The following is a 20222-nucleotide window of genomic DNA, read 5'->3' on the forward strand; positions in this document are numbered from 1 at the left end:
AGGCAGGAGGGGCGACGGCGTGGGCGAGGTGACGATCGGGGCGGTGGCCGCCCACTTCGGGCGCGACCTCGAGCGGGGCGTGGCCAAGGTGGTGGCGATCATCGAGGACGCCCGCACCGCCGGCTGCGACCTGCTGGTGCTGCCCGACGGCACGCTCGGCGGCTACCTCGGCGACCTGCGCTCCCCCGACCCGGGCTCGGTGCCGCCGGCCCTGGACGCCCACGGCCCCGAGCTGGCGGCCGTACGCCGGGCCGCGGGGGCGATGGTGGTGTGCGTGGGGTTCGCCGAGGCCTGCCCCGAGGGCAGCGGTCGGGTGTTCAACGCTGCGGTATGCCTCAGCGGCGACGGCCTGCTCGGGCGCCACCGCAAGGTGCACCTGCCCGCCGGCGAGGCCGCCGTCTACGCCCCCGGCGAGGTCTTCGAGGCCTTCGACACCCCGCTGGGACCGATGGGCATGCTCATCGACTACGACAAGACCTTCCCCGAGGCCGCCCGCACCCTGGCCCTGGACGGCGCCACGCTGCTCACCTGCCTCTCGGCCTGGCCCGCCTCGGTCACCGACCGCGCGTCCCGGCTGCCGCAGGACCGCCAGTCGCGCCTGTTCGACCTCTACGACTGCGCGCGGGCCGCGGAGAACCAGGTGGTGTGGGCCAGCGCCAACCAGACCGGCATCACCGGCGGCCTGCGGTTCCTCGGCCAGGCCAAGGTCGTGGGCCCCGGGGGCGACGTGCTGGCCCGCACCACCGAGCGCGGCGGACTGGCGGTGACCACCCTCGACGTCGCCGCCGAGGTGGCCCGCGCCCGCCGCGTGCTGCACCACCTGGCCGAGCTCGAGACCCCGGCCTACCGGCGTCCGGGAGCCCCGGCATGACTGGCCCCGGGCTGCGGATCGCCCTGCTCACCTACTCCACCCGCCCCCGCGGTGGGGTGGTGCACACGCTCGCCCTCGCCGAGGCGCTGGCCCGCGCCGGGGCCCGGGTGAGCGTGTGGACCCTGGGCCGCGGCGGCGACGCCGCCTTCTTCCGTCCGGTCGATCCGGCGGTGCGCGTGCACGCCGTGCCGTTCCCCGACCCGCCGGAGGGCGTGGAGGAGCCCGTGGGGGCGCGGATCCTGCGCTCGATCGAGGTCCTCGGCACCGCCCTGCGCGCCCACGTGGCCCGCCACCCCGGCGCCTACGACGTCGTGCACGCCCAGGACTGCATCAGCGCCAACGCCGTCACCGCGGGGCTCCCGGACGTGCACCTGGTGCGCACCATCCACCACCTCGACCACTTCACCACCCCCGAGCTCGCCGCCTGCCATGAGCGCGCCGTCGTGCAGCCGCGGGTACGGGTGTGCGTCTCGGCGTCGGTGGCGGCCGAGGTGCGCGCCGGCTGGGGCCTGGACCCGGTGGTGATCCCCAACGGTGTGGACGCCGCCCGCTTCGCCGCCGGTGCCGCCGACGCCGCCGGCCGCGCCCGCTGGGCGCGGCGGCTGGGGCCCTACGTCCTCGCGTTGGGCGGCATCGAGCCGCGCAAGGGCACCATCGACCTGCTGGAGGCCTACGCCCGCCTCGGCCCGCAGGGGCGGGGGCGCCGGCTCGTGCTCGCCGGGGGCGAGACGCTGTTCGACTACCGCGACTACCGGGCCGCCTTCGACGCCCGCGCCGCCGCCCTCGGCGTGACCCCCGAGCTGCTCGGCGTCGTGCCCGACGCCGAGCTGCCGAGCCTGGTGGCGCAGGCCGACGCGCTGGCCTTCGTCTCCACCCAGGAGGGCTTCGGACTCGCCGCGATGGAGGCCCTGGCCGCGGGCGTGCCCGTGGTCGCCCGCGACCTCCCGGTGCTGCGCGAGGTCTTCGACGGCGCGGTCACCTTCGCCGCCCTCGGCGCCGACGGCATCCGCGACGCCCTGGCCGCGGTGCTGGACTCGCCCCCGGACCCCACCCCCGGGCTGGCCCTGGCGGCCGGCTGCACCTGGGACGCCGCGGCCGCCGCCCACCTGCGGCTCTACCGCGACCTCGTGGGCTGAGGGGGCTGAGGGGGCTGAGGGGAGCTGAGGGGGCCTGCGGCCGTCCGACTCAGCGGCGTGGCACCCGCAACCGCAGGGCCGCCTGCTCCGGCAGCAGCTCGGCGCGCCCTCCGACGGCCTCCAGCACCGGCGCGACGACGGTCTCCACGGCCTCGGTGAGGCAGCCCGCCTCGCGGGTGCAGTGCAGCGCGACCTCCACCGAGGTCTCCTCGCCGCGCCACACCATCCGGACCGGACCCTGGCAGGCCGCGCGCACGTGGGCCAGGAGGAGGTCCAGCGCCTGCTCCAGCGGCCCCGGGGTCACGGTCGCACCGCCCTCCCCCTGCACCGACCAGCCGAACCCGCGGCCGTCGCCGGCCAACGTCGTCGACCAGCGCGCCCCCACGTCCTGGGCGAGCCGGGTGAGCGGCACCACCGCGCCGCTGACGAGCGGGTCGCGGGCGGCGAGGTCCACCAGCTCGGCGACGACCTCGCTGAGGCGGCCCACGCTGCGCAGCGCCTCCAGGGCCACCTCCCGCGCGTCGGGGCTGGAGGCCGGGTCGGCCAGGGTGTCCTCCAGCCGGAGCCGGAGCCCGGTGAGGGGCGTGCGCAGCTGGTGCGAGGCGGTCTGGGTGAACTTGCGCTCCCGCTCGAGCCGGCACCGCAGCTCCTGCGCGCTCCCGGCCAGCGCGTCGGCGATCGCGCGCGCCTCGGGGATCGTGGTGGCGGGCAGGTCCAGGTCGAGCCGACCGCGTCCCAGCGCCGCGGCGGCGACCGCGAGCCGCCGGAAGGGAGCGCTGAGCCAGCGCGCCATGAGGAAGCCGATCAGCGCTGCGAGGGTGACCAGCACCAGCAGCAGGGGTGCGGTCACCTGCCAGTCACCGCCCCACTGGGTGCTGATCGGCGGCGGCGTGCGCTCCACCAGCAGGGTGGCGTCGCCGTCGAGGACCGTGGCGCTCGCCGTGCCGCCGCGGCCCGCGTCGAACTCGGCGCCGCTCAGGACGACCGGCGCGGCGCCCGGCCGGGAGTAGGTCAGCCGGACCCGCGGGCCGGCGTAGGGGGCGAGGTACTCCTCGTCCACGACGGCGCCAGTCTCGCGGGCGTGCGCCAGGGCGCGGGCCAGCCGCGGCGCCTCCAGGGCCACGAAGTCCTGGGCGACCTCCTCCAGCTGCCCCGACAGCGTGATGGCACGCACGGTGCCGGCACCCGCGACGACCAGGAGGGCGAGGGCGATGAACGCGACGACCAGGCGGTCACGCATCGGGCGCGGGAGCCTCCAGGCGGAACCCCACACCCCGCACCGCGACCACCCGCTCGGTCACGCCGACGCCCTCGAGCTTCTGCCGCAGGCGCCCGATCGTGACATCGAGGGTCTTGGTGGAGCCATACCAGTTCTCGTCCCACACGTCGGCCATCAGCCGGCCGCGCGAGACCACCTTGTCGCGGTGCGCGGCCAGGATCGCCAGGACGTCGAACTCCTTGCCGGTGAGCGCGACCTCGGTGTCGCCGGCGTACACGCGGCGGGCGTCGACGTCGATGCGCAGCAGGCCGTCGGGCGCCGCCGGACCCGCCAGCGAGGCGCCTCCGGTGCGGCGCAGCAGGGCGCGCACCCGGGCCTGCAGCTCGGCGAGGCCGAAGGGCTTGGCGAGGTAGTCGTCGGCGCCGTAGTCGAGCCCGACGACGCGGTCGAGCTCACCGGCCCGGGCGGTGACGATCATGATGGCGCCCTCGTAGCCGGCGGCCCGGGCCTGCTTGCAGACCTCCAGACCGTCCATGTCGGGCAGGCCGAGGTCGAGGATGACGACCTCCGGCTTGCGCGTGGCCACCGTGGCGAGCGCCTGCTCGCCGCTGTCGACCCAGGACACCTCGTAGCCCTCGCGCTCCAGGGTCCGCACGAGGGGGAACGCGATGTCCTCCTCGTCCTCGACCACGAGAACCCGATGCGCCATAGGCGCAGCATAGGGGTCAGGGGGTCCGGTCCGCGGTCTCGCACGCTGGATGGAAGGCGCCCGCGCCCGGTCGGTCGGTGCGGGTCACTCCTCGGCCGTGAAGGCGTCCCCCGCGGCGGCCACCCGGGCGAGGGCGGCGGCGGGGTCGGGCGGGGTGAGGGCGAGGGGGTCGGCGGCGAGGTCGACGACCTCGGCCCAGGTGATCGGCATCGCGACCGTGGGCCGGTCCCGCCCCCGCAGGGAGTAGGGCGCCACGGTGGTCTTCGAGGCGGCGTTCTGCGACCAGTCGAGGAACACCTTGCCGCTGCGCCGGGCCCGCGTCATGGTGGCCGTGACCTGCCGGGGCCGGTCGCGCTGCAGGGCCTCCGCGATCCCCTGGGCCAGCGCCGAGGTCTCCACCGCCGGCCGCGGCCGCGGCAGGAGGGCGTACAGGTGCAGCCCCTTGCTCCCGCTGAGCACCGGGCGCGCGGCGAGCCCGACGTCGCCGAGCCGCTCCCGGACGGCGAGGGCGACCTCGGCGCACTCCCCCAGCCCGGCGGGCTCGCCGGGATCGAGGTCGATCACGAGCCGGTCGGGGTCCCGCGGCCGGCCGGTGGGCCCGACGCGCCACTGGTGCACGTGCAGCTCCAGCGCCGCGAGGTTGGCCAGCCAGGTGAGCGTGGCGAGGTCGTCGACCACCGGGAACACCAGGTGGTCGCCGTGGCGCGAGGCGCCGCGGGACCCGGAGGTCGGCACGCGGGCGGTGCGCACCCAGGCCGGCGTGCCGGGCGGGGTGTTCTTCTCGTAGAAGCTCGCCCCGTCCACCCCGTGGGGCCACCGGATCCGGGTGACCGCGCGGTCGCGCAGCTGCGGCAGCAGCACCGGCGCGATCCGGGCGTAGTAGTCGAGCACCTCGGCCTTGGTGGTGCCGGTGGCCGGGTAGAGCACCTTCTCCAGGTTGGTCAGCCGCAGGGTGCGACCCTCGACCTCCACCCGCACCTCGCTGCCCGGCTCAGGCATCGTCGTCCCTCCCGAGCGCCGCCGGGTCCAGGTCGGGGCGCACCCCCACGAACGAGGGCTGCCGCAGCCGGTCGTAGTCCCCGCCCCCGACCCGGTGGGAGTCGACCTCGACCACCAGCAGCGGCTCCAGCCAGTGCGTGCCGCGGGCGTCGATCCGCGGCACGTCGTCGACGAACGGCGAGGCGGGGCGCGCCAGGTCGGCCACCAGGGCGCGCAGCTGCCGCGACTGGCGCGGGCCGATGCCGCTGCCCACCCGGCCGCGGTAGCGCAGCCCCTCCGGCGTCGGCTCCCCCACCAGGAGCGCCGCCAACCGGTCCTGCGACCCCTCCTGTGCCCGCCACCCGCCGACGACGAGGCTCGCGCGATGCCGGTGGGCGCGCTTGAGCCAGTCGGGACTGCGCTCCCCCGGCCGGTAGCGCGAGTCGCGCCGCTTGCTCACGATCCCCTCCAACCCCTGCACGGCCGTGGCCTCGAGCAGCATCGCGCCGTCGTCGAAGGGGTCGGGGGTCTGCCACGACGTGCCGGCCAGGGCGTCCTCGAGCAGGGTGCGACGTCGTTCCAGCGGCTCCTCCAGCAGCCAGCGGCCGTCCAGGCGCAGCAGGTCGAAGGCCATGAACGTGACCGGGCGGCGGACCCGACCCCGGGCGGCCGCGGCGGCCGAGCGCACGTGCATCCGCTCCTGCAGCGCACGGAAGTCGGGGCGGCCGGCGTCGTTGAGGGCGATGATCTCGCCGTCCACCAGCAGGTCGCGGCCGCCGGAGTGGGGCGGCTGCGCCACCTCGGGCCACGACACCGTGACGTCGTTGCCGGCGCGGCTGGTCAGGCGCACCCGGTCGGCCCCGGGCACGGCGTCGGCGAGGATCCGCATGCCGTCCCACTTCACCTCGTGCCACCACTCCCCGCCGGGCGGGACGTGGTCGGCCTTGGTGGCCAGCATGGGGCGCAGGACGCGGCCGGCGGGGTTCACCCGCCCCATCCTGCCCATCCGGGCCCGGTTGTGGGCAGACTGGTCCCTCCAGCACCACGGCAGCACCACGGCAGCACCACGAGCGAGGGGACCACGCACCATGCGGGCGATCTGGAAGGGCGCGGTGTCCTTCGGGCTGGTCAACGTGCCGGTCAAGCTGTACTCCGCCACCGAGAGCCACGACGTCAGCTTCCGGCAGGTGCACGTCACCGACGGCGGCCGCATCCGCTACCAGCGGGTGTGCGCGCTGGACGGCGAGGAGGTGCCGTACGCCGCGATCGCCAAGGGGTACGAGACCGAGGACGGCGAGATGGTCGTGCTCACCGACGACGACATGGCCGCCCTGCCGCTGGCCTCCTCCCGCGAGATCGCGGTGGAGAAGTTCGTGCCCAGCGACCAGATCGACCCGATGCTGTTCGAGAAGTCCTACTACCTCGAGCCCGAGGCCAGCGGCGCGAAGCCCTACGCCCTGCTGCGCCAGGCGCTGCAGGAGTCCGACCGCGTCGCGGTGGTGACGGTGGCGCTGCGCCAGCGCACCACCGTCGCCCTGCTGCGGGTCCGGCCCACCGAGGCCGGCGACGTCATCGTGCTGCAGACCCTGATGTGGCCCGACGAGGTCCGCACCCCCGACTTCTCGGTGGAGGTCGGGGAGGTCAAGGACGCCGAGGTCGCGATGGCCCGGATGCTGGTGGAGACCCTCGCCGGCGACTTCGACCCCGCCGAGTTCTCCGACGACTACGCCGAGGCCGTGCAGGCGCTGGTGACCGCCAAGATCGAGGGCGGCGACCTCCAGCGCACCCCCACCTCCACCAAGACCTCCGGTGAGGTCGTCGACCTGCTCGCCGCCCTCCAGCGCTCGGTCGCCGCCGCCCGCACCGCCCGCGGCGAGGACCCCGGGGACGCCGGGGACCCGGGGGACACCGCGCCCCCGACGAAGACCACCGCGAAGAAGACCACCGCCAAGAAGACCACCGCCAAGAAGTCCCCCGCGAAGAAGACGGCGACGAAGAAGACGGCCGCGACGAAGGCACCGGCGAAGAAGACGGCCCGCAAGAGCGCCTGACCGGGCCCGCCCGGGATGAACCGATCGGCCGGCGGCTCCGTATCACCGGGTGTCCGAGGTACCTCGCACACCCACCGATCAGGAGCACACCCATGACGACGACGTCCCTGCGCCCCTCCTCCCGCCCCGCGCGCCGTGCGGCCCGTGCCGCGGCCGCGCTGGCGGTCGCGGCCACCGCCGCCACCGCCGTGGTGGCCCCCGGCTCGGCCGCCCCCTCAGATCGCACCGCCCTCAGCCCGCGCCCCGCCCAGCCGCTGCAGGTGGCCTACGGCCTGGCCGGCGACACCCTGGTCGAGTTCCGGCTCGGCGCCCCCGGGGCGGCCCGCGTGGTCGGCGAGATCCGCGGCCTGCGCGACGAGCGACTGGTCGGTGTCGACGTCCGGCCCGCGAACGGCCGCCTCTACGGCGTCGGCCGCCGCGGCGGGCTGTACGTGATCGACACCGACGACGCGCGCGCCGAGCGGGTGCAGCGCCTCACCGTCCGCCTGCGCGGCGGTGCGTGGGACATCGACTGGAACCCGGCGGCCGACGCGCTGCGGATCGTGTCGAACCGCGGCCAGAACCTGCGGCACGTGCCGGCCGACCGCGAGACCTTCGCCGACGCCCAGCTCAACGTGCCCGACACCGACCCGCGGGTCACGGGCATCACCGGGGCGGCCTACACCAACAACGACACGTCCGAGACCAGCGGCACCGCGCTCTACGTGATCAACACCGGGGCCGACAACGTCGCCCTGCAGGTGCCCGCGAACGCCGGCATCATCACCGGCCAGGGCGCCCTGAGCCGCAAGGTCCAGGGCGACGTCGGGTTCGACATCCACAGCACCCGCACGGTCGGCGGCACGACCCGCACGAACGAGGCGCTCGTGGTGACCCGCGCAGGCGGCACCAGCACCCTGTGGCAGCTCGACGTGCAGACCGGCGACCTGAGCCGCGTGGGCGACTTCCCGGCCCGCTTCGCCGTCACCGACCTGGCGATCGCGGACTGATCGCGGCCACGACGGCCAGGTGCTCGCTGCCCGGCACGTCGAGGGTCTCGACCTCGGTGACCGTGGCCCGTTCCCCGACCATGATGTGGTCCAGCGCCACCGCGGGGAACGGCCACGGTCCCAGGCCGTCGTGGGCCGGCCAGGTCGGCTGCAGGCCGGCGTTGCCGAGCTCGGCGGCGTCGCGCCACCCGGCGGCGACCAGCGCGCGCAGCGGGTCGTGGTCGATCGTGGCGTTGGCGTTGCCCAGCACCAGGTCGACGTCCTCGGCCTGCGCCGCGGCGCGGGCGGCCTCCAGGTCGCCGCGCCACGCGGCGACGTCGCTCGGCGGGGCGGCGTGCAGCGCCAGCACCCGCAGGCCGGCGGCGTCGACGACCACCGAGGGGAAGGTCGTGGCCGGGGCCGCGACCTCCCGCAGCGGGGTGCGGCTCAGCACCAGGCTGCCGGGGCCGGGGGCGCCGGCGCGATAGGGCAGCGCCGTCGCGAGCCCGGCCGCGTCCAGGCGCGCCAGGGTGTCGACGTCGGTCTCGGAGACGGCGAGCACGTCGACGTCGAGCGCCGCCACCTCCGCGACCACGACGGCGGGGTCGACCTGCGGGCCGAGGTCGGCGGCGATCATCACCACCACCGGCGTGGAGCCGGCCACGGGCGGGGGGACCTCCCCCAGGGCCAGCGGCCCGAGCCACCACACGTGCACCAGCACCCCGCCCAGCGCGACCGGGGTGAGGATCAGCTCGAGCACCCGGCGTCGCCCGCGCACGAGCGCGGCGCCGCACACGAGCAGCATCGCGGCATAGAGCGGCAGCGCCACCGGGGTGAGCGCGACCGCCTCCACGGCCAGGGTCGTGTCGGGCTGCAGCGCCCGCAGCAGCGTGAGCAGCAGCGCCGGCAGCCCGAGCACCGCGAGCAGCACCGGCGGTGCCACGGCACCCACGACCTTCCCGACCCGCCCGAGCCGGCCCGGCCGTGCCCCGGGGCCGGCGCCGTCCGGGGTCACCGCAGCACGAGGTCGTCGCGGTGCACGCCCTCGCGGGCGTAGCCGGCGCCCAGCCGCTTCTCCAGCTCGGCCGAGGACAGCCCGAGCAGGTCGGGCAGCTCCTCGGCGTCGAAGTTCACCAGCCCGCGGGCCACGCACACGCCGTCGGGGCCGACGAGGTCCACGGGGTCGCCGGCGACGAAGCGACCGGTCACCCCGGTGACCCCCGCCGCGAGCAGCGAGGCGCCGCGCTGCCCGACCGCGGCCACCGCGCCGGCGTCGAGCTGCAGCTCGCCGAGGCCCTCGGTGGCGTGGGCGATCCACAGCTGACGGGCGCGCGTGCGCTTGGCCGCGGGATGGAAGAGCGTGCCGACCGGCTCGCCGCGCAGGGCCTCCCCGGCGCGGGCGGCGGCCGTGAGGACCACCGGGATGCCGCCGCCGGTCGCGATCCGTGCCGCCTGCACCTTGGTGCGCATCCCGCCGGTGCCCACCCCGGCGGCGCCGGTGGAGCCGATGCTCACCCCGGCGAGGTCGTCGTCGTCGCGCACCTCGGGGATGAGCGAGGTGCCCGGGCGGGCGGGGTCGCCGTCGTAGAGGCCGTCGACGTCGGAGAGCAGCACCAGCAGGTCGGCCTGCACGAGGTGGGCCACCAGCGCCGCCAGCCGGTCGTTGTCGCCGAACCGGATCTCGGTGGTGGCCACCGTGTCGGTCTCGTTGACGATCGGCAGCACCCCCAGCTCGAGCAGGGCGGCGAAGGTGCGCGAGGCGTTGCGGTAGTGGCTGCGGCGGGTCACGTCGTCGAGGGTGAGCAGCACCTGCCCGGCCACGAGGCCGTGGCGGGCGAAGGCGTCGGTGTAGCGGTGCACGAGCAGGCCCTGCCCCACGGCTGCGGCGGCCTGCTGGCGCGCGAGGCGCTTGGGACGGCGGGTGAGCCCCAGCGGCGCGAGGCCGGCCGCGATCGCGCCGGAGGAGACGAGCACCACCTCCGCGCCCCGCTCCCGGAGGGCCGCCACGTGGCCCACCAGCGCCTCGAGACGGTCGGGGTCGAGTCCGCCCGCGGCGGTGGTGAGGGAGGAGGACCCGACCTTCACCACGACCCGGCGTGCGCCGGTGACCTCGGGACGGGTCGCGCTCATGCCGAGGTCCCGGGGTCGTCCTCCGCCCAGTCCGGGTCGTCGGCGCCGCCGATCTCGTACGAGGTGGGGCCGTAGTACTCCACCTCGGGCCCGCCCCGGTCCAGCCGCCGGGCGACGTCGGCCCGGGTCTCGCCCTCGGCGCGGTCGGGCAGCTGCTCCTCGATGGCGCGACGACGCCGCGCGGCGGGCCGCTGCTCCTCGAAGCGCTGGTCCTCCCCGCGCCGGGAGAGGTTCTCGGCCCCGGCGTCGATGCCGGGCTTGAAGTCGAAGACCACCGCGTTCTCGGCGGGACCGATGAGCACGGCGTCGCCCTCGACGGCGCCGAGCTCGACCAGCCGGGTCTCGACCCCGAGCCGGTTGAGGCGGTCGGCGAGGAAGCCCACGGCCTCGTCGTTGCTGAAGTCGGTCTGGCGCACCCAGCGCTCGGGCTTGGTGCCGCGCACCTGCCAGCCGTCCGGGGTCTCGGTGACGGTGAAGTCGTCGCCGCCCACGGCGCTCGGTGGGCGCAGGATGATCCGCTGCGCCACCGCCACCTCGCGGGCCGCGCGGGCGGCGAGCACGATCTCGGCCATCGCGAAGATCAGCTCGCGAGTGCCCTCCCCCGAGGCCGCGGAGACCGGGAAGACCCTCAGCCCGCGGGCGCGGAGGTCCTCGACGGTGAAGTCGGCGATGTCGCGGCCGTCGGGCACGTCGACCTTGTTCAGCGCCACCAGACGCGGCCGGTCCTCCAGCCCGCCGTAGCGGGCCAGCTCGCGCTCGATGACGTCGAGGTCGTCCACCGGGTTGCGCCCCGGCTCGAGGGTGGCGGTGTCGAGCACGTGCACGATCGCGGCGCAGCGCTCGATGTGGCGCAGGAAGTCGTGGCCCAGACCGCGGCCGTCGCTGGCGCCCTCGATCAGGCCGGGCACGTCGGCGACCGTGAACACGGTGTCGCCGGCCGTGACGACGCCGAGGTTGGGCACCAGGGTCGTGAAGGGGTAGTCGGCGATCTTGGGACGCGCCCGGGAGATCGAGGCGATCAGGCTGGACTTGCCGGCGCTGGGGAAGCCCACCAGGCCGACGTCGGCCACCACCTTGAGCTCGAGGACGACCTCCAGCTCGTCGCCCGGCTCGCCCAGCAGCGCGAAGCCCGGTGCCTTGCGCTTGGCGCTGGCCAGGGCGGCGTTGCCCAGCCCGCCGCGCCCGCCCTGGGCCACGACGAGCTCGGTGCCGGCGCCCACCAGGTCGGCGAGCACCTCCCCGGAGCGGGTGGAGACCACGGTGCCGTCGGGCACCGGGAGCACGAGATCGGCGCCGTGGCCGCCGTTGCGGTGGGCGCCGGCGCCGTGGCCTCCGTGCTCGGCCCGACGACGCGGGCTGTGGTGGTAGTCCAGCAGCGTGGTGACGTCGGGGTCGACGCGCAGGATCACCGACCCGCCGGGGCCCCCGTTGCCGCCGTCGGGGCCCCCGAGGGGCTTGAACTTCTCGCGGTGCACGGACGCCACGCCGTTGCCGCCTCGGCCGGCGGCCACGTGCAGGGTGACGCGGTCGACGAAGGTCGGGACGGCCATGGGAGGTGCTCCTCGCGGGAGTGGATGGGCGGGCGGAGAGGGCGGAGAACACGAAAGGGCGCCCCTGGCGGGACGCCCTTCGCGGTGGTTCAGGGGTGGGTGAGCGTCAGATCACTCGCCCGGGACGATGTTCACGACGCGGCGACCACGCTTGGTGCCGAACTGCACCGCACCCGCCTCGAGGGCGAACAGGGTGTCGTCGCCACCGCGGCCGACGTTGGAGCCGGGGTGGAAGTGCGTGCCGCGCTGGCGGACGATGATCTCGCCGGCGTTGACCAGCTGGCCGCCGAAGCGCTTGACGCCCAGGCGCTGGGCGTTGGAGTCGCGGCCGTTCTTGGTGGACGCCGCACCCTTCTTGTGTGCCATCTCTCGATCCTTCGTGTGTGACCCGGTGACCCGCGGAGCGCGTGTCAGAGGGAGATGTCGGTGACCTTGACCTGGGTGTACTTCTGGCGGTGACCCTGGCGCTTCTTGTAGCCGGTCTTGTTCTTGTACTTCTGGATCACGATCTTGGGACCCTTGGCACCGCCGAGCACCTCCACGGTGACCGCGGCCTTGTCGAGGCCGGTGGTGGTGACGGACTCGCCGTCGACCGCCATCACGACCGGCAGGGTCAGGGTGTCGCCGACCGGCGTCGAGACCAGGTCGATCTCGATGACGTCGCCGACAGCGACCTTCTGCTGCTTCGCGCCTGCGCGCACGATCGCGTACACCGCGGTCTCCTTCGTCACATTGCTACATCCGGGGCCTGCGGCACGACCGGATCCGGGTCGGATCCGGGTGCCAGGCAGAGAACGGCACGCCGGAACGCACCGAGGTGCCATGTTACGCGGAGGTCTCCCCGCGGAGCAAAACGCGCCCGCGGGGAGACCCCGGCTCACTCCTGCCGACTCACTCCGGAGCCGGGTCCGCGGCCGGACGACGGCGTCCGCCCCCGCGGCTGCGGGTGGTCACCGTGACCGTCGGCGCGGGCGCCTCGGGCAGCGGGGTCGGCGCCGCGGCGGCCTCCACCACGATCGGGCCCACCGGCTCGGCCGGCGCCGTCGCCACCCGGCGTGAGGCGCCGCGACGGGTCCGGGTCGACACGGTGGTCGTGCCGGCCGCAGGCTCGGGGGTCTCCGGGGTCTCGGGGGTCTCCGGGGTCTCGGGGGTCACGTCCTCGCCGACGGGCTCCTCGACGACCGGCTCCTCGACGACCGGCTCCTCGGCCGGCTCCTCGGCCGGCTCAGTGGCCGACGGCTCCTCCGCCACCGGCGCGGCGGCCGCCGGAGCGGACGTGCGACGCGACCGACGGGCCGGACGCGTGGTCACCGTGGGCGCGGCGGCCTCCTCCACCTCGGCCACCGGCGCCTCGGCCGCAGTCTCGGCCGCAGTCTCGGCCGGGGTCTCGGCGGGCGCCTCGGTCTCCTCGGCGTGCTTGGCCATGGCGGCGAAGGCGGCCGGGCTCGGCTTGTTCACCACCGGCTCGGCGGGCGCCTCGGGCGCCTCGGCGTTGCGTCCGCGGCCGCCGCGACGACGTCCGCTGCGACGACCCTCGTCCTCGCCGCCGTTGCCGCCGCTGTTGCCGCCGCCCCCGTTGCCGCCGCCCCCGTTGCCGCCGCCCGAGCGCTTGGGCTCCACGGGCATGTCGTGCACGGTGAGCCCGCGGCCGTGGCAGTGCTCGCAGTTCTCGCTGAACGCCTCGAGCAGGCCGGTGCCGATCCGCTTGCGGGTCATCTGCACGAGGCCGAGCGAGGTCACCTCGGCCACCTGGTGGCGGGTGCGGTCGCGACCCAGGCACTCCACGAGGCGGCGCAGCACCAGGTCGCGGTTGGACTCCAGGACCATGTCGATGAAGTCGACCACGATGATCCCGCCGATGTCGCGCAGCCGCAGCTGGCGCACGACCTCCTCGGCGGCCTCGAGGTTGTTGCGGGTGACCGTCTCCTCCAGGTTGCCCCCGGAGCCGGTGAACTTGCCGGTGTTGACGTCCACGACCGTCATCGCCTCGGTGCGGTCGATGATCAGCGAGCCCCCCGAGGGCAGCCAGACCTTGCGGTCCAGGGCCTTCGCGATCTGCTCGTCCACCCGGTAGGCGCTGAACAGGTCGACGCCGTCGTGGTCGGCCGGCTCGTAGCGCTCCAGGCGCTCCTCGAGGTCGGGGGCCATGTGCTCGACGTAGGGCTGGACGGTGTTCCAGGCGTCCTCGCCCTGCACGACCAGGCGGCTGAAGTCCTCGGTGAACAGGTCGCGCACGACCTTGAGCGTCAGGTCGGGCTCGCCGTAGAGCAGCGTGGGGGCGCCGCCGGACTTGATCCGGCCCTCGATGTCCTCCCAGCGGGCCTTGAGCCGCTCGACGTCGCGGGTGAGCTCCTCCTCGCTGGCGCCCTCGGCCGCGGTGCGCACGATGACGCCGGCGGTGTCGGGGACGATCTCCTTGAGCAGGGTCTTCAGGCGGGTGCGCTCGGTGTCGGGCAGCTTGCGCGAGATGCCGCTGGTGGTGCCGTCGGGCACGTAGACCAGGAACCGGCCGGGGAGGCTGATCTGGCTGGTGAGGCGGGCGCCCTTGTGGCCGATGGGGTCCTTCGACACCTGCACGAGCACCGTCTGCCCCGAGGACAGCACCGACTCGATCTTGCGGGGCTGGCCGTCCTTGTGGCCCAGCGCCGACCAGTTGACCTCACCGGCGTACAACACCGCGTTGCGGCCCTTGCCGATGTCGATGAACGCGGCCTCCATCGAGGGCAGCACGTTCTGCACCCGACCGAGGTAGATGTTGCCGATCAGCGAGGTCTGCGACTCCCGGGCGACGTAGTGCTCGACCAGCACCTTGTCCTCCAGGACCCCGATCTGGGTGAGGTCGGCACGCTGTCGGACGACCATCACCCGGTCCACGGACTCGCGGCGGGCCAGGAACTCGGCCTCGCTCACGATCGGCGCGCGCCGGCGACCGGCCTCGCGGCCCTCCCGACGACGCTGCTTCTTGGCCTCCAGGCGGGTCGATCCCGACACCGCGGTGATCTCGTCCTCGGGCGAGCGCGCCTTGCGCACCCGGGTGGTCGTGGCGCCGTCGCCGGCCTCGCCGGAGTCGGCGTCGCCCTCGCGACGACGACGACGGCGACGGCGCGAGCCGGTGCCCTCCGACGCCTCGCCGCCCTCCGCGGAGTCGCCCGCGGCGGACTCGCCGGACTCGGCGGACTCGGCGTCACCCTCGGCGGCCGCACCGGCGGCGGCGTCCTCCTCGCCCGCCTCGTCGTCGGCGTCCTCGGCCTCACCACCGGCGCCCGAGCCGCCACGACGACGACGGCGGCCCCCGCGGCGGCGACGACGACGCGGCGCACCGCCGGCGTCGTCCCCGTCCTCGGCGTCCCCGTCCTCGGCGTCCTCGGACCCGGCCTCCGCGTCCTCGGCGGCCTCGGTGCTCTCCTCCGCGCTGGCCTCCACGTCCTCGTCGGCACCGACCTCGGCGACCTCGAGGGTCTCCTCCTCGGTCTCGTCGGCGTCCTCCGCGGGCTCGACGACCGGGGCGGGCGCAGCGGCCTTCTTGCTGGTCCGGCGGCTCCGGGACGCCGGGGCGGGGGCCTGGAACAGCACGGCCACCTCGGGGGTGCCCGCCTCGTCGGTCGTGGCGCCCTCGACGGCCGGCTCGACGGCCGGCTCGTCGGCGGCCGCGGTCTTCTTCGCCGCCGTCTTCTTGGCCGCCGTCTTCGTGGCCGTCGTCTTCTTCGCCGTCGTCTTCTTCGCCGTCGTCTTCTTCGCCGCCGTCTTCTTCGCCGCCGTCTTCTTCGCTGCGGACGTGGTGGCCGGCGCCTCGGCCTCGGCGGTCGTCGCCTCCGCGACCGGGGCCGGGGCCGCGTCGTCGGTGGCCGCGGCGCTCTCGGCCGGAGCAGCGGCGGACGTCGTCGCCGCGGTCCGCTTCGCCGGCGCCTTGCGGGTGCGCGGTGCGGCCGGCGCCTCGGGCGCCTGCTCGGGGGCCTGCTCCGCGGACTTCGCGGCGGCCGTCTTCCGGGTCGTCGTCCTCGTCGCCGCGGTCGTGCCGGTGGCGGTCTTCTTCGCCGCCGTCTTCTTCGCCGCCGTCTTCGTGGCGGCGGTCTTCTTCGCCGCGGTCCGCTTGGCCGCGGCCTTCTTCGCGGTCCCGGCGGCCGCAGCCTCCGGGACGTCCGACTCGGCCTGCGGGTTCTGGTCCTGCGTCATGGGTGCTGCTCTCTGCCCGGGCGCACGCGCCGGACGGGTCGGCGTGTCCCGCGCGCGTCGTGGTTCCCGGCGCGTGCGGTCACGCGAAGCCTTCAGTGCGGCGACACCCTCCGCAGGTGCGTCACTGGGAGTGATCGGACGCGCCGCCGCGGTCGCCCAGCGCGCGGATCGCTGTCACCGATCCGGGCCGCGTCGCGGTCAGGTCGTCCGAGATTCCCACCGTGTCGGAGCCCCGCGAGCGGAGCACCGACGAGAACGTCGTCGGGTCGAGCCCCTGCGCGGCCGGGTGGTCGTGAGGAGATCGTCCGAGGTCAGTATCGCACGTCACGCCGTGGGCGCGGGTGCCAACGGGTCGCCGACCTCGCCGGACGCCTCGTCGAGCGGCCCCTGGGCCAGCCGCGTGAGCAGCGCTCCCGGCGTGCCGAGGGCGAGGTCGCCGACCGCGGCCAGGCCGGTGAGGACGTCGTCGGGACGCACCGCCGGCTCGGCGTGTCGCACCACCAGGTCCAGCCCGCCCGGGCCCTGCGGGCCGTCGGGCACGACGGCGAGCCGCACGACCGCGGATCGGCAGTCGAACTCGCGCAGGCCCTTCTTCGTCATCCGCTGCACGGTGACCTCGGGGGCGGCGAGGAACGCCGCGACGGCGGCGGGCAGCGCGGCGGCGGCGTCGGCGGGGAGCACGACCCGCCAGTGGCTGGCCTCGAGCCGGTCGGACAGACCGCCCGGCACCTGCGCGGCGTCGACGACGGTGAGCACGTCCAGCCCCGGGGGCAGCGACTCGTCGAGCAGCGCCCGCACCGCCTCGGGGTCGAGCTGCTCGGCGAGGCCGATCTCCACGTACTCCGCCTCGCTCGCCGCACCCGTGGGGGCCGCGTTGGCGTAGGAGATGCGCGGATGCGGGTGGAATCCCGAGGAGTAGGCCATCGGCACCCGCGCACGCACCAGCGCCCGCTCGAAGGCCCGCGAGAAGTCGCGGTGGCTGGTGAAGCGCAGCCGACCCCGCTTGGCGTAGCGGAGCCGGAGACGCTGGACCGGGGGCGCCTGCTGCTCAGGCTGCTGTCGACTCATGGCGCCAGCAGGGTACCGAGGACATCAGGTGCCGGTGCCCGCGCGGGCGGCCTTCATGGCCGGTGAGGGGTAGACGGTGCCGACGACGGTGCCGTCCAGCCACGCGGTGAGCCGCTCGGCCTCGGCCGACACGGCGCGGCGCGCCTCGGCCGAGACGGGCACGAGCAGGTCCGGGCGCACGGCGCCGTCGGCGTCCTGCACCCAGCAGCCGACCGCGCGGCCGTCCACCCACACCGACGTGCCGGCGTTGCCGTTGCGGTCGAACAGGGCGGGCGCGAGGTCGCCCAGGTACCAGTCGCGGGCCTTCCAGCCCATGATCGTGGGGTCCAGCACCGGCAACAGCGCCACGGCGGGCCCGGTGTCGACGACGTCGTCCCACGACACCGGCGCGACGTCGTCGGGCAACAGCCAGCCGGTGGCGCCGGCGTCGAGGGAGACCGGGACGGCCTCGAGCGCGGCGAGCGCGGCGCGGACCGCGCCCTTGGTGCCACCCAGCCACCACACGAGGTCGTCCTCGGTGCCGGGGCCGAACCGGGCCAGCCAGGTGCGCACCAGCGCGGCGTAGCCCGCGGCCTCGGGCAGCGGCTCCGGCACCTCCCCGAGCCACCGGTCCATCAGCGTCCACCGCGGTCGCGAGAGCCGCCAGTGCTGGGTGTTCACGCCCCGCACGATCGTGGCGTCCAGGCCGAGGTTGGTGAGCAGCCGGCCGTGGTTCCACACCGCGGTGGGCGAGAGCGCCACCGGCTCCGCGAGGTCGGGCAGCTGCTCGCGCACCTGCGCCGCGGTGAGCCCGTCGGGCGAGGCGGCGATGGCGGCGGTGATCCGCGAACGGGCATCGGCCAGCCAGGCCGCGCCGTCGCCGCCGAAGCGGTCCGCCAGGCCGGTGGCCCCCACCTCGAGCGCGATGCGCCGCGACTCCGCCCCGTGCACCCGCGCGGAGGCGCTGCCCCAGGCCGCGGGCAGCAGGTCGCGGGGGAAGACGAACAGCGTGCGGCGCATCGCCAGCTGCTTGACCATCGAGCGGTCGCGGTACAGCGCGGCGTCGACGTCCTCGACACCCAGCCCCGGCACTCGCGCCTGCAGGGTCAGGTAGACCGTGGCCGGCTCGGTCGCGTGCAGGACCCCGACGGCGTGGAGCGCGGCGAGGGCGTCGGCGGCCGCCGGTCCCCCGACGTGCTGGCGCAGCACCAGCCGCGCGCGTCGTTCGGCGTCGTCGACGTGCCGGGTGGTGGAGGAGGTCGGCACCATGCGTCGGATCGTGGCAGATTACGCTCGCGAGCGCGTCGGGTCGCGGCGCCGGAACGGAAGGCCGAGATGAGCAACCACGACGATCCCACCCAGGGCCCCACCCCGGGCGGCGTGCCGCTCGGGAAGCAGCCCGGTCCCGGCGACCCCGCCGCCCCGCTGCCGCCCACGGGCGACGTGCCGCCGCCGGCGCCCGTGTCGCCGCCCGTCCCGCCGCCCGGGTTCGGCGCCCCGCCGGCGTACGGACAGCCCGCGCCCTACGGCCAGCCGGCTCCCTACGGCCAGCCGTCGCCCTACGGCCAGCCGTCGCCGTACGGGCAGGTGGCGCCCACCCCGCCCACCAAGCTCGACACGGTCTCGATCGTCGGCCTGGTGCTGTCCTTCACCTGCTGCCTGTCCTTCATCGGCGCGATCCTGGGCCTGGTGGGCCTGCGGCGCACCAAGGGCGGGCAGCGGCGCGGCCGCTGGGCCGCGATCACGGCGATCATCGCCGGCGTGCTGCTCACGCTGGGCGCGATCGGCGGCATCTACGCCGCCACCCAGATCGACTTCCCCTACTCCGTCGGGACCGCCGACGTCGGCGACTGCGTGAACGTGGAGAAGGAGACCGCCACCGAGATCCAGCTCGTCGGACGCGACTGCGACGAGAGCCACGACGGCGAGATCGCCTACGCCGGCGTGCAGTCCGAGCTCGACGCCCTCTCGGCCTCCGACGACAACCAGGCCTGCGCCAGCCTGCTGTCGACGTCGGTGCTCGACCGCATCGACCCGACGGTGTACGAGTTCCTGGTCGTCACCGAGGACAGCAGCTTCTCGGCCGACGAGGACTTCGCCTGCCTCGTGCGCCGCAGCGACGGCGCGCCGATCACCGAGCCGCTGCTGTGAGCACGCCCACCACGCCCGCCGCATCGCCCGACCGCCCGGTTCCGCCCCGGAACCGGCGCGCGGCGCTGATCGCGGCGGGCGTGGTGGCGCTCATCGTCGCCGGGCTCCTCTACTTCGCCCTCGCCGGCCCCGACGACGACCAGGAGATCAGCGAGCGCAACGCCGCCCCCGGGCAGTGCGTCGACTTCGACGACCCCGACCTCGGCTACGACTTCACCCTCGCCACCTGCAAGGACCCCCACGACGCCGAGATCACCGTCGTCACGACCGCCGCCGACCTCGCCGCCCAGGACTTCCCCTCCTACTACGACGGCAACGACCGCTGCGCCAGCCTGCTCAGCGAGGAGCGGCTCGCCGCCCTCGACACCGTGCGCCCGCAGGTCGAGTTCGTGCTCCTCGCCGCCGGCGACGCCCCCGACGACACCGTCATCTGCCTCGCCGCCTCCCGCGACGGCCAGCTCACCGGCCCGCTACCCGCCGAATAGCGCCCGACGCGTCCCCTGCCGGGCACCGCACGGTCGTCGGGGAGCGAACGCGACGCCGCCTCCTGACTCGCCGCGTCTCGTGACGGCGCCGGGGCGCCTCCTCGACGAACGTGGGGGGACGGGGCGGGCGTCGTAGGGCACGGCACGGTCGTCATGGGACACGGCACGGTCGTCGAGGAGCGAGCCCCGGCGAGCGTCACGAGGCGCCCGCACCCGACCGACCGCCTGTGCCCGGCGCGGGCGTCGTCACCTGCGGAATGTGCAGAAGCGGGCCCTCGGGTCCGCGGCGCTGTCTGCACATTCCGCTGGTGACGACGGAAAGACGGGGACCCTCCGCAGGCCATTCGTGGCGGTGCCGCCTGCTCCTGGTTGCTGGCCGTGACGAGAGGCGCCGGCGACGAGGGCCGTGGGCCGCTGATATCGGCGCTCGGGTGCGGGTCGAGTCGACTGGGAACCCAGCCCGAAAACCTGCACTGGCCTGTGGAATCGCTCTGTTGTTCGAACACATGTTCGAGTAGAATCGAACCATGCCCGCCGCCCTCGCCGACATCGCGCCTCCGGACGTCGACGCGCGCGCTCTGACCGGGTTGAAGGAGCTGGCTGGTGACGCCGAAGCGGCGGAGCGGCGGTTCTTCGTCGGCGCTGCGGAGTTCGCGGTCGCGCATCCGTTCTTCCCCTGGACCGTTTCGGACGGGCGGCCCGAGACCATGGAGGAGGTCGCGGGGATCGATGAGTCCGCGGTGGCGGAGTTCGC

General features: G+C 75.3%; 19 protein-coding genes. 7 read left to right on the forward strand and 12 right to left on the reverse strand.

Going from position 1 to position 20222, the window contains the following annotated elements:
* Positions 1-19 precede the first annotated feature (19 nt).
* On the forward strand, positions 20-871 hold the full coding sequence (locus tag ACERUJ_RS00270) for a carbon-nitrogen hydrolase family protein (protein ID WP_370246427.1): 852 nt from the start codon (positions 20-22) through the stop codon (positions 869-871).
* Entirely contained in the window at positions 868-2007 is a 1140-nt protein-coding gene (locus ACERUJ_RS00275; protein WP_370246429.1) for an MSMEG_0565 family glycosyltransferase, read from the forward strand. The genes ACERUJ_RS00270 and ACERUJ_RS00275 overlap by 4 nt, the downstream gene beginning before the upstream one ends.
* Before the next feature lie 49 nt (positions 2008-2056).
* Here ACERUJ_RS00275 and ACERUJ_RS00280 read toward each other — a convergent pair whose 3' ends face one another.
* From ACERUJ_RS00280 to ligD (ACERUJ_RS00295), 4 genes are all read right to left on the reverse strand, one after another.
* On the reverse strand, positions 2057-3247 hold the full coding sequence (locus ACERUJ_RS00280) for a sensor histidine kinase (RefSeq protein ID WP_370246431.1): 1191 nt from the start codon (positions 3245-3247) through the stop codon (positions 2057-2059).
* Entirely contained in the window at positions 3240-3935 is a 696-nt protein-coding gene (locus ACERUJ_RS00285; protein WP_370246432.1) for a response regulator transcription factor, read from the reverse strand. The genes ACERUJ_RS00280 and ACERUJ_RS00285 overlap by 8 nt, the downstream gene beginning before the upstream one ends.
* An 84-nt stretch (positions 3936-4019) precedes the next feature.
* Entirely contained in the window at positions 4020-4934 is a 915-nt protein-coding gene (gene ligD, locus ACERUJ_RS00290) for a non-homologous end-joining DNA ligase (protein ID WP_370246433.1), read from the reverse strand.
* Entirely contained in the window at positions 4927-5901 is a 975-nt protein-coding gene (gene ligD, locus ACERUJ_RS00295) for a non-homologous end-joining DNA ligase (RefSeq protein WP_370246434.1), read from the reverse strand. Before ligD (ACERUJ_RS00295) ends, ligD (ACERUJ_RS00290) begins: the two co-directional genes overlap by 8 nt.
* A gap of 100 nt (positions 5902-6001) precedes the next feature.
* On the opposite strand from ligD (ACERUJ_RS00295), the gene ACERUJ_RS00300 reads away from it, so the two are divergent.
* A complete protein-coding gene (locus tag ACERUJ_RS00300; RefSeq protein WP_370246435.1) occupies positions 6002-6964 on the forward strand; it encodes a Ku protein in 963 nt (320 codons plus the stop codon).
* A 92-nt stretch (positions 6965-7056) separates the two neighbouring features.
* Positions 7057-7953, forward strand: coding sequence for a DUF4394 domain-containing protein (locus ACERUJ_RS00305; protein WP_370246436.1), 897 nt, complete (start codon positions 7057-7059; stop codon positions 7951-7953).
* Here the strand turns inward: ACERUJ_RS00305 and ACERUJ_RS00310 are convergent.
* From ACERUJ_RS00310 to ACERUJ_RS00345, 8 genes are all read right to left on the reverse strand, one after another.
* Positions 7928-8947 (reverse strand): endonuclease/exonuclease/phosphatase family protein, encoded by a 1020-nt coding sequence (locus ACERUJ_RS00310; RefSeq protein WP_370246437.1) that lies wholly within the window; start codon positions 8945-8947, stop codon positions 7928-7930. The genes ACERUJ_RS00305 and ACERUJ_RS00310 overlap by 26 nt on opposite strands.
* Complete coding sequence (gene proB / locus ACERUJ_RS00315) at positions 8944-10062, reverse strand: glutamate 5-kinase (RefSeq protein WP_370246438.1); 1119 nt, start codon at positions 10060-10062, stop codon at positions 8944-8946. The genes ACERUJ_RS00310 and proB overlap by 4 nt, the downstream gene beginning before the upstream one ends.
* Positions 10059-11612 carry a GTPase ObgE gene (gene obgE / locus ACERUJ_RS00320; RefSeq protein WP_370246439.1) on the reverse strand — a complete coding sequence of 518 codons (1554 nt, stop codon included), beginning with the start codon at positions 11610-11612 and terminating at the stop codon, positions 10059-10061. The genes proB and obgE overlap by 4 nt, the downstream gene beginning before the upstream one ends.
* Positions 11613-11723: 111 nt before the next feature.
* Complete coding sequence (rpmA, locus tag ACERUJ_RS00325) at positions 11724-11978, reverse strand: 50S ribosomal protein L27 (protein ID WP_370246440.1); 255 nt, start codon at positions 11976-11978, stop codon at positions 11724-11726.
* A 44-nt stretch (positions 11979-12022) separates the two neighbouring features.
* Positions 12023-12325 (reverse strand): 50S ribosomal protein L21, encoded by a 303-nt coding sequence (gene rplU, locus ACERUJ_RS00330; protein ID WP_370246447.1) that lies wholly within the window; start codon positions 12323-12325, stop codon positions 12023-12025.
* A 178-nt stretch (positions 12326-12503) separates the two neighbouring features.
* Entirely contained in the window at positions 12504-15785 is a 3282-nt protein-coding gene (locus ACERUJ_RS00335) for a ribonuclease E/G (protein WP_370246441.1), read from the reverse strand.
* A gap of 324 nt (positions 15786-16109) precedes the next feature.
* Positions 16110-16853: a TIGR03936 family radical SAM-associated protein gene (locus ACERUJ_RS00340; protein WP_370246442.1), complete on the reverse strand. Its 744-nt coding sequence runs from the start codon at positions 16851-16853 to the stop codon at positions 16110-16112.
* 24 nt (positions 16854-16877) lie between these two features.
* Complete coding sequence (locus ACERUJ_RS00345) at positions 16878-18101, reverse strand: winged helix DNA-binding domain-containing protein (RefSeq protein ID WP_370246443.1); 1224 nt, start codon at positions 18099-18101, stop codon at positions 16878-16880.
* A gap of 66 nt (positions 18102-18167) precedes the next feature.
* Here ACERUJ_RS00345 and ACERUJ_RS00350 point away from each other — a divergent pair, with 66 nt between their 5' ends.
* From ACERUJ_RS00350 to ACERUJ_RS00360, 3 genes are all read left to right on the forward strand, one after another.
* Positions 18168-18983 carry a hypothetical protein gene (locus tag ACERUJ_RS00350; protein WP_370246444.1) on the forward strand — a complete coding sequence of 272 codons (816 nt, stop codon included), beginning with the start codon at positions 18168-18170 and terminating at the stop codon, positions 18981-18983.
* Positions 18980-19468, forward strand: coding sequence for a hypothetical protein (locus ACERUJ_RS00355; RefSeq protein WP_370246445.1), 489 nt, complete (start codon positions 18980-18982; stop codon positions 19466-19468). Before ACERUJ_RS00350 ends, ACERUJ_RS00355 begins: the two co-directional genes overlap by 4 nt.
* Positions 19469-19995: 527 nt before the next feature.
* Positions 19996-20222 (forward strand): hypothetical protein (locus ACERUJ_RS00360; RefSeq protein ID WP_370246446.1); only part of this gene is annotated, 227 nt, incomplete at its 3' end.

This window comes from Nocardioides sp. (genome assembly GCF_964228225.1).
In the GTDB taxonomy this organism is placed as follows: Bacteria; Actinomycetota; Actinomycetes; order Propionibacteriales; family Nocardioidaceae; genus Nocardioides.

Coding starts and splice junctions, on each gene's coding strand:
- ACERUJ_RS00275 (WP_370246429.1), top strand. CDS start 868: ATGACTGGCCCCGGGCTGCGGATCGCCCTGCTCACCTACTCCACCCGC.
- ACERUJ_RS00280 (WP_370246431.1), bottom strand. CDS start 3,247: ATGCGTGACCGCCTGGTCGTCGCGTTCATCGCCCTCGCCCTCCTGGTC.
- ACERUJ_RS00285 (WP_370246432.1), bottom strand. CDS start 3,935: ATGGCGCATCGGGTTCTCGTGGTCGAGGACGAGGAGGACATCGCGTTC.
- ligD (WP_370246433.1), bottom strand. CDS start 4,934: ATGCCTGAGCCGGGCAGCGAGGTGCGGGTGGAGGTCGAGGGTCGCACC.
- ACERUJ_RS00300 (WP_370246435.1), top strand. CDS start 6,002: ATGCGGGCGATCTGGAAGGGCGCGGTGTCCTTCGGGCTGGTCAACGTG.
- ACERUJ_RS00305 (WP_370246436.1), top strand. CDS start 7,057: ATGACGACGACGTCCCTGCGCCCCTCCTCCCGCCCCGCGCGCCGTGCG.
- proB (WP_370246438.1), bottom strand. CDS start 10,062: ATGAGCGCGACCCGTCCCGAGGTCACCGGCGCACGCCGGGTCGTGGTG.
- obgE (WP_370246439.1), bottom strand. CDS start 11,612: ATGGCCGTCCCGACCTTCGTCGACCGCGTCACCCTGCACGTGGCCGCC.
- rpmA (WP_370246440.1), bottom strand. CDS start 11,978: ATGGCACACAAGAAGGGTGCGGCGTCCACCAAGAACGGCCGCGACTCC.
- ACERUJ_RS00335 (WP_370246441.1), bottom strand. CDS start 15,785: ATGACGCAGGACCAGAACCCGCAGGCCGAGTCGGACGTCCCGGAGGCT.
- ACERUJ_RS00340 (WP_370246442.1), bottom strand. CDS start 16,853: ATGAGTCGACAGCAGCCTGAGCAGCAGGCGCCCCCGGTCCAGCGTCTC.
- ACERUJ_RS00345 (WP_370246443.1), bottom strand. CDS start 18,101: ATGGTGCCGACCTCCTCCACCACCCGGCACGTCGACGACGCCGAACGA.
- ACERUJ_RS00350 (WP_370246444.1), top strand. CDS start 18,168: ATGAGCAACCACGACGATCCCACCCAGGGCCCCACCCCGGGCGGCGTG.